This is a genomic window from Streptomyces sparsogenes subsp. cuspidosporus, from assembly GCF_039532705.1.
Taxonomy (GTDB): domain Bacteria; phylum Actinomycetota; class Actinomycetes; order Streptomycetales; family Streptomycetaceae; genus Streptomyces; species Streptomyces sparsogenes.
In genome coordinates this window covers 15,189-28,499 of record NZ_BAAASD010000067.1, presented here as the reverse complement: position 1 = coordinate 28,499, position 13,311 = coordinate 15,189, and the positions used below count along the sequence as shown (strand labels likewise).

Sequence of the window (13,311 nt, the reverse complement as noted above, 5' to 3'; positions counted from 1 at the left end):
AGACCTCGCGCACGTTCTCCACCGAGTCCACGGCCTCGAGCAGCTCCCAGCCCTCGGCGTAGGCCTGCATCATCGCGTACTCGATGCCGTTGTGGACCATCTTCGCGAAGTGGCCGGCGCCCACCTTCCCGGCGTGGACAAAGCCGAACTCGCCCTCGGGCTTGAGCGCGTCGAAGACGGGCTTGACCGCCGCGACGTGTTCCGCGTCGCCGCCCACCATCAGCGCGTAGCCGTTTTCGAGGCCCCAGACGCCGCCGGAGACCCCCGCGTCGACGAAGCCTATGCCGCGCGCCGCCAGCTGCTCGGCGTGCTTCTCGTCGTCGGTCCAGCGGGAGTTGCCGCCGTCGACCACGATGTCGCCCGGCGACAGGAGGCCGGCGAGCTCGTCGATGACGGCCTGGGTGGGGCCGCCGGCGGGGACCATGACCCACACCACCCGCGGGCCTTCGAGTTCCCCGACGAGCTCGCCGAGGCCGGCGACGTCGGAGAGCTTGGGGTCGCGGTCGTAGCCGATGACGGTGTGGCCCGCGCGGCGCAGCCGCTCGCGCATGTTGCCGCCCATCCTGCCCAGGCCGATGAGTCCGAGCCGCATGTCAGTCGTTCCTCCCCTGCTCGCGCAGTGAACGGTAGGTGGCGACCAGGGTGGCGGTGGAGGCGTCCAGGCCGCGCACGTCGGCGCCCTCGGTGAGCGCCGGTTCCACGCGCTTGGCCAGGACCTTGCCGAGCTCCACGCCCCACTGGTCGAAGGAGTCGATGTTCCAGATCGCGCCCTGGACGAACACCTTGTGCTCGTACAGCGCGATCAGCTGGCCGAGCACCGAGGGGGTCAGCTCGGTGGCCAGGATGGTGGTGGTGGGCCTGTTGCCGGGGAAGGTGCGGTGCGCGACCTGTTCCTCGGCGATGCCCTCGGCGCGCACCTCCTCCTCCGTCTTGCCGAAGGCGAGCGCCTGGCCCTGGGCGAAGAGATTGGCCATCAGCAGGTCGTGCTGGGCGGCCAGTTCCGGGCCGAGCTCCGCCACCGGCCGGGCGAAGCCGATCAGATCGGCCGGGACGACCTTCGTCCCCTGGTGCAGCAGCTGGTAGTAGGCGTGCTGGCCGTTGGTGCCCGGGGTGCCCCACACCACCGGGCCGGTCTGCCACTCCACCGGCTGGCCGCCGCGGTCCACCGACTTGCCGTTGGACTCCATGTCCAGCTGCTGCAGATACGCCGTGAACTTCGACAGGTAGTGGCTGTACGGCAGCACCGCGTGCGACTGCGCGTCGAAGAACGCGCCGTACCACACGCCCAGCAGCCCCAGCAGCAGCGGCGCGTTGGCCTCCGCGGGGGCGGTGCGGAAGTGCTCGTCGACCAGGCGGAAACCGTCGAGCATCTCGCGGAACCGCTCCGGGCCGATGGCGATCATCAGCGACAGACCGATGGCGGAGTCGAAGGAGTACCGCCCGCCGACCCAGTCCCAGAACCGGAACATGTTGGCGGGGTCGATGCCGAACTCCGCCACCTTCTCCTCGTTCGTGGACAGCGCCACGAAGTGCCTGGCCACGGCCTCCTCCCCGGCGCCGAGACCGGCCAGCAGCCACTGGCGGGCGGAGGTGGCGTTGGTGATGGTCTCGATCGTGGTGAAGGTCTTCGAGGCGACGATGAACAGCGTCTCGGCCGGGTCCAGGTCCCGCACGGCCTCGTGCAGATCGGCGCCGTCCACATTGGACACGAAGCGCACGGCCGGCTCCCGCGCGGTGTATGGGCGCAGCGCCTCGTACGCCATCGCGGGGCCCAGGTCGGAGCCGCCGATGCCGATGTTGACGACGGTCCGGACGCGCTTGCCCGTGGCGCCGGTCCACTCGCCGGAGCGGACCCGCCGCGCGAAGGCGGCCATCTCGTCCAGGACCGCGTGCACACCCGGGACCACGTTCTCGCCGTCGACCTCGATCACGGCGTCGCGGGGCGCGCGCAGCGCGGTGTGCAGCACGGCCCGGTTCTCGGTGACATTGATCTTCTCGCCGCGGAACATCGCGTCCCGCAGCTCCGCGACGCCGCGCGCCTGCGCCAGCTCCCGCAGCAGCCGCAGGGTGTCCTCGGTCACCAGGTGCTTGGAGTAGTCGAGGTACAGGTCCCCGACGCGCAGCGCGTACCGGTCGGCGCGCCCGGGGTCGGCCGCGAACAGCTCGCGCAGACGGACCCCGGCGAGCTCCTCGCGGTGCTTGGCCAGCGCGGTCCACTCGGGCAGTCGGTCGAGACGGGCGGGGTCAGGCATCCTGCTGCTCCTTCTGCTCGTGCTTGTGGGAAGTCGCGGAAGCCGCCGGGGCGGTGACGTGGGCGCGCAGGGCGGCGGCGTACGCCTCGTCGGGGTCGAGCCGGCGCAGCTCCTCGGCGATCAGCTCGGCGGTGCCGCGCACCTTCAGCGCGAGGGTGCGGGTGGGCTGGCCGGGGATCGACAGCGTGGCCACCGGGCCGTCGGGGCGGTCGATGTGGATGTCCCCCGTGGCGGTGCGCAGCCGCACCCCGGTGACCACCGGGCCGGCGGAGACGACCTGCTCCACGGGCACCCTCAGCCGGTCGGCGAACCAGCGGGCCAGCAGCTCGGCGCTCGGGTTGTCCGCCTCGCTCTCCACCACCGCCGAGGTGACCTCGGTACGCGCCTGGTCCAGCGCGGCCGCGAGCATGGCCCGCCAGGGGGTGAGCCGGGTCCAGGCCAGGTCGGTGTCGCCGGGGGCGTACGAGGCGGCTCGGGCCGCCAACTGCTCCAGCGGCTGCTCGACGGCGTACGCGTCGGTGATCCGCCGCTGCGCGAGCGCGCCCAGCGGGTCCTGCGCGGGCCGGGCGGGGGCGTCCACGGGCCACCAGACCACCACCGGGGCGTCCGGCAGCAGCAGGGGCAGCACCACCGAGTCGGCGTGGTCCGCGAGTTCGCCGTGCAGCCGCAGGACGACGGTCTCGCCGCCCCCGACGTCCCCGCCGAGGCGCACCTCCGCGTCGAGGCGCGCGGTGCGGCGGTCGCGGGGGGTGCGGCCGGGCCGCTTGATGACCGCCAGGATCCGGGAGGGGTGTTCCCGGGAGGCGTCGGCGGCGGCCTTGAGCGCGTCGTAGTGGTTGCCCTCGTCGGTGACGACGACCAGGGTCAGCACCATGCCGACGGCCGGTCCGCCCGCTGTCCGGCGGGCCTCCACCAGGGCCGCGTTGACCTTGCTCGAGGTGGTGTTGGTGAGGTCGATGTTCATGGCCGGCGCCAGCTCCGTCCGTCTCGTGCGAGCATCTCGTCCGCGGCCTTGGGACCCCAGGTCCCGGCGGTGTACTGCTCGGGTGTGCCGTGGGTGTCCCAGTACCCCTCCACGGGGTCGAGGATCTTCCAGGACTCCTCGACTTCCTCGGTGCGCGGGAAGAGGTTGGCGTCGCCCAGCAGGACGTCGAGGATCAGCCGCTCGTACGCCTCCGGGCTCTCCTCGGTGAAGGACTCGCCGTAGGCGAAGTCCATCGTCACGTCCCGGATCTCCATGGAGGTGCCGGGCACCTTGGAGCCGAACCTGACCGTGATGCCCTCGTCCGGCTGCACCCGGATGACCAGCGCGTTCTGCCCCAGCTCCTGGGTGTCGCTGGTGTCGAAGGGGGAGTGCGGGGCGCGCTGGAAGACCACCGCGATCTCGGTGACCCGCCGCCCGAGCCGCTTGCCGGTCCGCAGGTAGAAGGGGACCCCGGCCCACCGGCGGTTGTCCACCTCCAGCTTGACGGCCGCGTAGGTGTCGGTCCTGGAGTCCGGGGCGATGCCGTCCTCCTCCAGATAGCCCGCCACCGGCTCGCCGCCCTGCCAGCCGGCCGCGTACTGCCCGCGCACCGTGTGCGCGCCGAGGTCGGCGGGGAGCCTGACGGCCTTGAGGACCTTCAGCTTCTCCGCCACCAGCGATTCGGCGTCGAATCCGGCCGGTTCCTCCATCGCGGTCAGCGCGAGGAGTTGGAGGAGGTGGTTCTGGATGACGTCCCGGGCCGCGCCGATGCCGTCGTAGTAGCCGGCGCGCCCGCCGATGCCGATGTCCTCGGCCATGGTGATCTGCACATGGTCCACGTATGACCGGTTCCACAGGGGCTCGAACATCTGGTTGGCGAAGCGCAGCGCCAGGATGTTCTGGACCGTCTCCTTGCCCAGGTAGTGGTCGATGCGGAAGACCTGGTCGGGCGTGAACACCTCGTGGACGACCTGGTTCAGCTCCTCGGCCGAGGCCAGGTCGTGTCCGAAGGGCTTCTCGATGACCGCGCGCCGCCAGGACCCCTCGGGCGCGTCGGACAGGCCGTGCCGCTTGAGCTGCCGCACCACGGTGGGGAAGAACTTCGGCGGTACGGAGAGGTAGAAGGCGAAGTTGCCGCTGGTGCCGCGCGCCGTGTCGAGGGCGTCGACGGTCTCGCGGAGGGTCTTGAACGCCTGGTCGTCGTCGAACTCACCGGGGACGAAGCGCATGCCCTCGGCGAGCTGCCGCCAGACCTCCTCGCGGAAGGGGGTCCTGGCGTGTTCCTTGACCGCGTCGTGCACGACCTGGGCGAAGTCCTCGTCCTCCCAGTCGCGGCGGGCGAAGCCCACGAGAGAGAAGCCCGGGGGCAGCAGGCCGCGGTTGGCCAGGTCGTAGACGGCCGGCATCAGCTTCTTGCGGGACAGGTCGCCGGTGACGCCGAAGATGACCAGGCCGGACGGGCCCGCGATGCGCGGCAGGCGGCGGTCCGAGGGGTCGAGCAGCGGGTTGACCCACCGGCCCGCGGTGGTCGCCGACATGGCTCAGGCCTCCTTCGGGGCCAGGCGCCGCAGCTCGGCCTCGGTGGAGGCGAGCAGGTCCAGCCAGGCCTGTTCGAACTTCTCGACGCCCTCGTCCTCCAGCAGCCGGACGACCTCGTCGTACGAGACGCCCAGCGCGGCCAGCTCGTCCAGGACGGCCCTGGACTCGGCGTAGGTGGAGCGGACGGTGTCGCCGGTGATCTCGCCGTGGTCGCCGGTGGCCGCCAGGGTGGCCTCCGGCATGGTGTTGACCGTGTCCGGGGCGACCAGCCCGGTGACGTAGAGGGTGTCGGGGAGGGCGGGGTCCTTGACGCCGGTCGAGGCCCACAGCGGGCGCTGCCGGTTCGCGCCGGCCTGCTCCAGGGACCGCCACCGCTCGCCGGCGAAGGCCTCCTCGTACGCCTGGTAGGCGAGGCGGGCGTTGGCGAGGGCGGCCCGGCCCTTGAGGGCCTGCGCGGCGTCGGTGCCGATCTTGTCGAGGCGCTTGTCGATCTCGGTGTCCACCCGGGACACGAAGAAGGACGCCACGGAGTGGATCTCCGACAGGTCCAGGCCCGCCGCCCGGGCCTTCTCCAGGCCCGTCAGATAGGCGTCGATCACGGCCTTGTAGCGGTCGAGGGAGAAGATCAGCGTCACGTTCACACTGATGCCCGCGCCGATGACCTCGGTGATCGCCGGGAGCCCGGCCTCGGTGGCCGGGATCTTGATGAGGGTGTTGGGCCGGTCCACCAGCCAGGCCAGCTGCTTGGCCTCGGCGATCGTGGCGGCCGTGTGGTGCGCCAGCCGCGGGTCGACCTCGATGGAGACCCGGCCGTCCCGGCCGCCGGTGGAGGCGAACACCGGGTGCAGGATGTCCGCGGCGTCGCGCACATCGGCGGTGGTGACCATGCGGATGGCCTCGTCCACGGTCACCCCCCGGATGGCCAGGTCGCGGAGCCGGTCCTGGTAGCCGTCGCCGCCGGAGATCGCCTTCTGGAAGATCGACGGGTTGGTGGTCACCCCGACCACATGGTTCCGCTCGATCAGCTCGGCCAGGTTTCCGGAGGCGATGCGCTTGCGCGACAGGTCGTCGAGCCAGATCGCGACGCCTTCCTCGGCCAGGCGCTTGAGTGCGTCAGTCATGATTCCGCTTCTCCCGCGGGATCTCGTCCGTGTGGGCCCGATCCCTCATTTGTTTAACTATGAAACATTTAGGCGAACGCGGGGTGTGCCGCCGCTATTCCGGGGCCCGGGCGATGTGATGCACGACACCCCCACGGCCGCGGCCACGCCACCGGCCCGATGGCCCTCACCGGCCCGGCCTTAAGCTGATCTTCGGCAGGCGGCGGCGGGCCGCCACGCCGTGACACACGGGGGAGAACATGCTCGGCGAAGGCCTCTCGGCGGCGCGGGCCGTCAACGCGATGACGGCGAACTGGGCGGAGGCGGCCGTCGGCGAGGCCGGCACGGTCCTCACCGCGGCCGGCGTCTGGCCGGCCCTCGCCCTGCTCGCCGACGCCGCCGACGGCCCCGCCCGGCGGGAGCTGGAGGCGGCCCTCGGGACCGGCGCGGACTCCGCGCTCGCCCAGGGCCGGGGGCTGCTCGCCGCGCTGGCCGAACTGCCGGGCGTCGGCGCCGCCCTCGGGCTGTGGACCCGTGCGGAGCTGCCACTGCGCCCCGAGTGGCCTGGCCGGCTGCCCCTGGACACCCACGGGACCCTCACCGGTGACGCGGGCGCCGACCTGGAGCAGATGAGCGCCTGGGCCGCGCGCCACACCGACGGCCTGATCGAGAAGATGCCGCCCGTGGTCGACCCGGACACGCTGCTGGTACTGGCCACGGCCCTGGTGGTGCGGACCACCTGGCGCCGGCCGTTCGACCCCTCCGTGACGGCCCCGCGCCACGGCCCCTGGGCCGGGCGCACGCTGGCCGGGCTGGTCCGGATCGGCCCGCTGGCGGATGAACTCGGCGTCGCCCACACCCCCGACGGCCCGCTGACCGTGCTGCGGGTCGACGGGGAGGACGGCCTGGACGTGCATCTGCTCCTCGGGGCCGAGGGCGCCCGCGGCGGCCAGGTGCTGCGGGCGGGCGTGGCGGCCGTCGGCGGGGCGTACCCGACGACGCCGGGCGAGGCCCTCCCGCTCGGAACCCCCGCCCCCGGCCTGACCGTCGGCACCGTACGGAGCCGGGACCGCACCCCCGCCCTGCGCGTCACCGCGGTGCCCTTCACCGTGAACGGCGAGCACGATCTGCTCGACCACGCGCCGGTGTTCGGGCTCGGCTCCGCGCGCAGCGCCTCCAGCGGACACTTCCCGGGGATCAGCGCGGTGCCGCTGGCGATCTCGGCGGCCCGGCAGAGCGCCACGGCGACGTTCGGCGCCCTCGGTTTCCGGGCCGCCGCGGTGACCGCGCTGGCCGCGGCCCCCGGCGGGGTCCCGACGCCACCCCCGTACGAGGCCAAGCTGGTCCACGCGTCCTTCGACCGGCCCTTCGGCTTCCTGGCCGTGCACCGGGCGTCCGGCCTGGTGCTCATGGCCGGCTGGGTGAGCGAACCGGAGGCCTACCGGGACCCCTTCCGGCCCGGGGCGCCCTAGGGGGTGCCTTGTGGATCATGCTGGGCTCCCGACGTCTGGCACGCCCGCCCCCAGCTACCGCTGGGAGGTGCCCCCGGCTGCGTTGTCGTCGTCGCACGCAGCGCCGCTGCGCTCTCCTCCTCCGCCTTGCGGCTGGACGCTCCCCCAGCTACCGCTGGGAGGTGCCCCCTGACGCCGCTCGCTGATCCAGCCTGACCCACAAGACACCCCCTTCGGCCCCTGAGCGCTCGCCGGGGCCGTCGCCCACCCGGCCGGCGGGCCGGGCCGTGGGCGGCGGCGCCGGGCGGTCCGCGGGGGTGGCAGTATCGGGGGAATGACTGAACGGATCATTGCCGCGTGCGACGGGGCGTCGAAGGGGAACCCCGGGCCCGCGGCCTGGGCATGGGTCGTCGCGGGGGCCGACGGCACGGTGGCGCGGTGGGAGGCCGGACCGCTGGGCACCGCCACCAACAACGTGGCCGAACTGACCGCGCTGCGGCGCCTGTTGGAGGCCACCGACCCGGACGCGCCGCTCCAGGTGCGGATGGACTCGCAGTACGCGATGAAGGCGGTCACCACCTGGCTGCCCGGATGGCGCAGAAAGGGCTGGAAGACGGCCTCGGGCACCCCCGTGGCCAACCGCGATCTGGTGGTGCGCATCGACGAACTGCTGGACGGCCGGGACGTGGAGTTCGTGTACGTCCCCGCCCACCAGGCGGACGGCGACCCGTTCAACGCCGTCGCGGACCAGGCGGCCAGCGACACGGCCCGCACCCAGCAGGCCATCGGAAGCTCCCTCGGCTCCCCCCTGCCCACGCCCCAGCCGCAGGCCGGGAGCGCCCGCCCGGCGGGCCGCGACCGCAAGCAGGGGGCGGGCGCCGCCGCGCGGCGGGGGAGCGGCGCCCGCTCGGGCGGCGGCTCCATCAAGGCGAAGTTCCCCGGCCGGTGCCGCTGCGGACAGCCGTACGCCAAGGGCGAGACCATCAAGAAGAACCCCGACGGCTGGGGCCACCCCGCCTGCGCCGCCGCCGCGACCTGACCGGCGGATCCGCCCGCGGGGCCGGCCCGGGCTCCTCAGGCGTTCCTCGTCCAGGAGCCCAGCACCATCAGCGTCTTGGTGCCGGTGACCTGCCCCGCGCGGCGCAGCCCGTCGATGACCTGCTGCAGATGGTCCAGGTCCCGCACGCGCACATGCACCAGCGCGTCGGGATCCCCCGCGATCGTGAAGACGGCCTGGACCTCGGGCACCGTGTACGCCGTGCGGACGATCTCCCCGACCGGCGTGGTGCCCGTATAGGACAGCTCCACGAACGCCTCGATCCCCCAGCCCAGCTTGGTGTGGTCGATCTGCACCGTGAAGCCCGTGATCACCCCGCTGTCCCGCAGCCGGTCCACCCGGCGCTTGACCGCCGCCACGGACAGCCCGACCCCGGGCGCCATCTCGGAGAACGTCCGCCGCCCGTCGTCGCGCAGCATCCGCAGCAACTGGCGGTCCACCTCGTCGATCTCGGTCATCGCCACGCCCCGCTCCACCCCGCCACAACAACCCCCCACACGCAAAAAACACGATCTGACCAGCTACCCCGCGGAAATAGTTTGCGTCTTCGACCCGACTTCTCACAAGGTCCTTGTGCGCCCCCGCCTCGTGTTGCTGTCCTGTCTCCGCACCCACGACGTCGAGGAGGCCCGCGTGAGCACCGCCATGCCCGTCGACCGCCTGCTGCCCACCCCGGAGGCGGAGGACCTGCTCGACCTGGTCCGCGACATCGCCGACAAGGAACTCGCCCCCCGCGTCGACGAGCACGAACGCACCGAGAGCTATCCCGAGGGCCTGTTCGCCCTGCTCGGCGAGGCCGGCCTGCTGGGCCTGCCCTACCCGGAGCAGTACGGCGGGGGCGACCAGCCTTACGAGGTCTACCTCCAGGTCCTCGAGGAGCTGGCGGCGCGCTGGGCCGCCGTCGCCGTCGCCGTGAGCGTCCACACCCTCGCCACCTTCCCCCTCCTCACCTACGGCACCGCGGCCCAGCTCGACCGCTGGGCGGAGGACGTCGTCGGCGGCCGGCTCCTCGGCGGCTACAGCCTCTCCGAGCCCCAGGCCGGTTCGGACGCCGCCGCCCTGACCTGCCGGGCCGACCGGGACCCCGAGGGCTACCGGATCCACGGCGCCAAGGCCTGGATCACCCACGGCGGGAGGGCCGACTTCTACGCCCTCTTCGCCCGCACCGCCCCCGGCGGCGACGGCATCTCCTGTTTCTTCGCCCCCGGCCACACCGAGGGCCTGACCTTCGGCCGGCCCGAGGAGAAGATGGGCCTGCACGCCATCCCCACCACGGCGGCCTTCTGGGACGGCGCCCTGCTCGAGGCCGACCGGCTCATCGGGCGGGAGGGACAAGGACTGCAGATCGCCTTCAGCGCCCTGGACTCCGGCCGGCTGGGCATCGCGGCCTGCGCCACCGGACTCGCGCAGGCCGCCCTGGACGCCGCCGTCACCTACGCCCACGAGCGCACCGCCTTCGGCCGTAAGATCATCGACCACCAGGGGCTCGGCTTCCTGCTGGCGGACATGGCCGCCGCCGTCGACTCCGCCCGGGCCACCTACCTGGACGCGGCCCGCCGCCGCGACGCCGGGCGCCCCTACAGCCGCCAGGCCAGCGTCGCCAAGCTCGTCGCCACCGACGCCGCCATGAAGGTCACCACCGACGCGGTCCAGGTCTTCGGCGGCTATGGATACACCCGCGACTACCCCGTCGAGCGCTATATGCGCGAAGCCAAGATCATGCAGATATTCGAGGGCACCAACCAGATCCAGCGGCTGGTCATCAGCCGCCGGCTCACCGACTGAGACGCCCGGAGCCGATCGGCGGCGCCCCCGCCCGGGACCGCCCCCATCCCGCCGCGGCCTGCGGCGCGAGGCGGGGCGGTCTACCGTGGAGGCGATGCCTCTGACCCGGCTCGGCCTCGTCGTGCACCAGGGACGTCCGGCCGCCGTCGCGGCGGCCCGGGCCGCCAGGGAGTGGTGCGCCGAGCACGGTGTCGCCTGCGCCGAGCTCGACGTATGGCGGGAGGGGGTGCCGCGACGCGGCGGCCAGGAGGAGGCCATGGCGGCGGGCCATCCCGGGGCCGTCATGACCTTCGGTGGAGACGGCACCTTCCTGCGCGGGGCGCGGATCGCCGCCAAGGACGGCGCGGCGGTGCTGGGCGTGAACGTGGGCCGGGTCGGCTTCCTCACCGAGATCACCACCGACCAGGTCGAGGCCGCGCTGGACGTGCTCCACCGGGACCAGGCGGTCATCGAGGAGCGCATGGTGCTCACCCTCCGGGCGGCGCGCCCGCTGGCGATGCCCGCCGACGTGGACCAGGCGCTGTGCTACGGGCGCGGCCCGGCCCTGCCCGCGCCCACCACGCGCCCCGGCGGCGCGGAGGAGCCCGGCTGGGGCGTCGCCCTGGACGTCACCGCGGTCAACGACGTGGTCTTCGAGAAGCTCGCCCGGAACCGGCAGGCGAGCGTGGCCGTGTACCTCGCCGGCCAACTGCTGGCCTGCTACTCGGCGGACGCCGTCATGGTGGCGACCCCCACCGGCTCCACCGCCTACAGCTTCGCCGCGGGAGGCCCGGTCCTCGCCCCCGAGGCCGACGCGATCGTCTTCACCCCGGTCGCACCCCACATGGCCTTCGACCGCAGTGTGATCGCCGGAGCCGACGAGATCGTCGCGGTGCGGGTGCTGCCGCACTCCGGACGCGTGGCCGTCAGCGTCGACGGGCAGCTGCGCGGAGTGCTGGAGCCCGGGGACTGGATGGCGGCCTACCGTGCCCCGTACCGGCTGCGCCTGGCCCGGCTGGCCCCGCTGCAGTTCTACCGGCGCCTGCGCGGCCGCTTCGACCTGGCCGACGCCCCGGCGGCCGCGATCGATCAGAGTCCGCCGCTCTACCGGCCCGCCGCCCCGCCCCCCGACGACCTGGCCCATCTGCGCGGACCCTGGCCGACCACGGGGTGATTTACCCTGTCTGTAAGCATTCGTGACTGAGGCATTCGCAGGCTATAGGCAGTCGTGGGCTGTAAGCAGTCGTGGGCTCAAGCATTGGCGGGCGCCGCCGCGCGGGAGCGACGCCCGCGGCAGGGAGGCCTGGCATGGTGTTCGAGGAACCTGGCACGGTGTTCCAGGACAGCGCCGGATACGGGCAGGAGGCACGCTTCCCCACCTCCTCCTCGCGCTATCTGCCGATCGCCGACCACGGCCTGATCGGCGACCTGCGCACCGTCGCCCTCGTGGGCACGAACGGCACGATCGACTGGTACTGCTGCCCCCGCTTCGACGCGCCCAGCGTCTTCGCCTCCATCCTCGACCCCGAGCGGGGCGGATCCTTCGAGCTGGCCGCCGACGTCCCCGCGCGGACCCGCCAGTTCTACTTCCCCGACACCAACGTGCTGATCACCCGGTTCTCCGCCGCGGACGGCGCCGGGGAGATCCAGGACTTCATGCCCGTGGTCGACGACTCCCGCGACGCCGGCCGGCACCGGCTGATCAGACGGGTGCGCTGCGTACGCGGCACCCTCCCCTTCACCGCGCGGGTGGCCCCCCGCTTCGGCTACGGGGCCGAGCCGCACACCGCCCGCCTCCAGGGCGACAAGGTGCTCTTCGAGTCCCGCCCGCTGTCCCTGTCCCTGACCGCCACCGCGCCGCTGGAGTGCGACGGGCGGGACGTGCGGTCCCGCTTCAAGCTCCTCGAGGGCGAGTCCGCGGTCTTCGCCCTCGACCGGGCCGGCGACGAGGTCGGCCTCCGCGGCTGCGCCCGGCAAGAGGCGGAGGACGAGTTCGAGGCCACGGTCCGGTTCTGGCGCCGATGGCTGAGCGCCTCCCGCTACCACGGGCGGTGGCGGGAGATGGTCCAGCGCTCCGCGCTGACCCTGAAACTGCTCACCTACGCCCCGACCGGCGCCATCGTGGCCGCCCCGACCACCAGCCTGCCGGAGGCCATCGGCCGCGCGCGCAACTGGGACTACCGCTACGTGTGGGTGAGGGACGCGGCCTTCTGCGTCTACGCCATGCTCCGCCTGGGCTTCACCTCCGAGGCCGAGGCCTTCATGGGCTTCCTGTCCGAGCACTGCATCATGTGCGACGAGGGCGCCACCGGCCCCCTGCAGATCATGTACGGCATCGACGGGCGCCGCGAGCTGCCCGAGCGCGAACTCACCCACCTCGACGGCTACCTGGGCTCCTCCCCGGTGCGCGAGGGCAACGCCGCCGTGAACCAGCTCCAGCTGGACATCTACGGGGCGCTCATCGACTCCGTCTACCTGTACGACAAGTGGGGCCGGCCCATCAGCAGCGGCCAGTGGGACGAGGTGTGCTTCCTGGTGGACTGGGTGTGCGACAACTGGGACCGGCCCGACGAAGGCGTCTGGGAGACGCGCGCGGGACGGCAGAACTACCTGTACTCGCGCCTGATGTGCTGGGTGGCCATCGAACGGGCCATGCGCATGGCCAACCGCCGCGGCCTGCCCGCCGACCTGCCGCGCTGGCGGGGCAGCCGCGACGCCATCTACCGGCAGATCATGACCCGCGGCTGGTCCGCCCGGCGCGGCGCGTTCGGCCAGCGCCTGGACCAGGACATCCTGGACGCCTCGGTGCTGATGATGCCGCTCGCCAAGTTCATCTCCCCCATGGACCCCAAGTGGCTCGCGACCCTGGACGCACTCACGGCGGACCTCGTCTCCGACTCCCTGGTCTACCGCTACGACCCCTACCTCAGCCCGGACGGCCTGCCCGGCACCGAGGGCACCTTCTCCATCTGCTCGTTCTGGTACGTCGAAGCCCTCACCCGGGCCGGCCGCCTGGAGGAGGCCCGGCTGGCCTTCGAGAAGATGCTCACCTACTCCAACCATCTCGGCCTGTTCGCCGAGGAGATCGGCCCCACGGGCGAACAGCTCGGCAACTTCCCCCAGGCCTTCACCCACCTGTCCCTCATCAGCGCCGCCTTCAACCTCGACCGCGCCCTCGGCTGAA

Annotated in this window: 11 protein-coding genes; 5 read left to right on the top strand and 6 right to left on the bottom strand. The window is 72.8% G+C overall.

The genetic code is table 11. The features are described 5' to 3' along the window. The 5 genes from ABFY07_RS40195 to tal form a co-directional block, all read right to left on the bottom strand. A partial coding sequence (locus ABFY07_RS40195; RefSeq protein WP_346179209.1) for an NADP-dependent phosphogluconate dehydrogenase occupies nucleotides 1-592 on the bottom strand: 592 nt, incomplete at its 3' end. A 1-nt stretch (nucleotide 593) separates the two neighbouring features. Then, nucleotides 594-2,252 (bottom strand): glucose-6-phosphate isomerase, encoded by a 1,659-nt coding sequence (pgi, locus tag ABFY07_RS40190; protein WP_346179208.1) that lies wholly within the window; start codon nucleotides 2,250-2,252, stop codon nucleotides 594-596. Then, the gene (gene opcA, locus ABFY07_RS40185; RefSeq protein WP_346179207.1) at nucleotides 2,245-3,216 is read right to left on the bottom strand and encodes a glucose-6-phosphate dehydrogenase assembly protein OpcA; all 972 of its coding nucleotides are present in this window, start codon (nucleotides 3,214-3,216) and stop codon (nucleotides 2,245-2,247) included. Before opcA ends, pgi begins: the two co-directional genes overlap by 8 nt. Then, the gene (gene zwf / locus ABFY07_RS40180; RefSeq protein ID WP_346179206.1) at nucleotides 3,213-4,754 is read right to left on the bottom strand and encodes a glucose-6-phosphate dehydrogenase; all 1,542 of its coding nucleotides are present in this window, start codon (nucleotides 4,752-4,754) and stop codon (nucleotides 3,213-3,215) included. The genes opcA and zwf overlap by 4 nt, the downstream gene beginning before the upstream one ends. 3 nt (nucleotides 4,755-4,757) lie before the next feature. Continuing rightward, nucleotides 4,758-5,876: a transaldolase gene (gene tal / locus ABFY07_RS40175; RefSeq protein ID WP_346179205.1), complete on the bottom strand. Its 1,119-nt coding sequence runs from the start codon at nucleotides 5,874-5,876 to the stop codon at nucleotides 4,758-4,760. Between the two features lie 239 nt (nucleotides 5,877-6,115). On the opposite strand from tal, the gene ABFY07_RS40170 reads away from it, so the two are divergent. Further along, nucleotides 6,116-7,327: a serpin family protein gene (locus ABFY07_RS40170; RefSeq protein ID WP_346179204.1), complete on the top strand. Its 1,212-nt coding sequence runs from the start codon at nucleotides 6,116-6,118 to the stop codon at nucleotides 7,325-7,327. Between the two features lie 313 nt (nucleotides 7,328-7,640). Continuing rightward, nucleotides 7,641-8,345: a ribonuclease H family protein gene (locus ABFY07_RS40165; RefSeq protein ID WP_346179203.1), complete on the top strand. Its 705-nt coding sequence runs from the start codon at nucleotides 7,641-7,643 to the stop codon at nucleotides 8,343-8,345. 35 nt (nucleotides 8,346-8,380) lie between these two features. Here ABFY07_RS40165 and ABFY07_RS40160 read toward each other — a convergent pair whose 3' ends face one another. Further along, entirely contained in the window at nucleotides 8,381-8,821 is a 441-nt protein-coding gene (locus ABFY07_RS40160; RefSeq protein ID WP_346179211.1) for an Lrp/AsnC family transcriptional regulator, read from the bottom strand. Between the two features lie 187 nt (nucleotides 8,822-9,008). On the opposite strand from ABFY07_RS40160, the gene ABFY07_RS40155 reads away from it, so the two are divergent. The 3 genes from ABFY07_RS40155 to ABFY07_RS40145 all read left to right on the top strand — a co-directional run bounded on the left by ABFY07_RS40155 (nucleotide 9,009) and on the right by ABFY07_RS40145 (nucleotide 13,310). Next, the gene (locus ABFY07_RS40155; protein WP_346179210.1) at nucleotides 9,009-10,148 is read left to right on the top strand and encodes an acyl-CoA dehydrogenase family protein; all 1,140 of its coding nucleotides are present in this window, start codon (nucleotides 9,009-9,011) and stop codon (nucleotides 10,146-10,148) included. Nucleotides 10,149-10,242: 94 nt separating this feature from the next. Continuing rightward, complete coding sequence (locus ABFY07_RS40150) at nucleotides 10,243-11,301, top strand: NAD(+)/NADH kinase (RefSeq protein WP_346179202.1); 1,059 nt, start codon at nucleotides 10,243-10,245, stop codon at nucleotides 11,299-11,301. Nucleotides 11,302-11,435: 134 nt separating this feature from the next. Next, the gene (locus ABFY07_RS40145) at nucleotides 11,436-13,310 is read left to right on the top strand and encodes a glycoside hydrolase family 15 protein (protein ID WP_346179201.1); all 1,875 of its coding nucleotides are present in this window, start codon (nucleotides 11,436-11,438) and stop codon (nucleotides 13,308-13,310) included. Nucleotide 13,311: the final 1 nt, after the last annotated feature.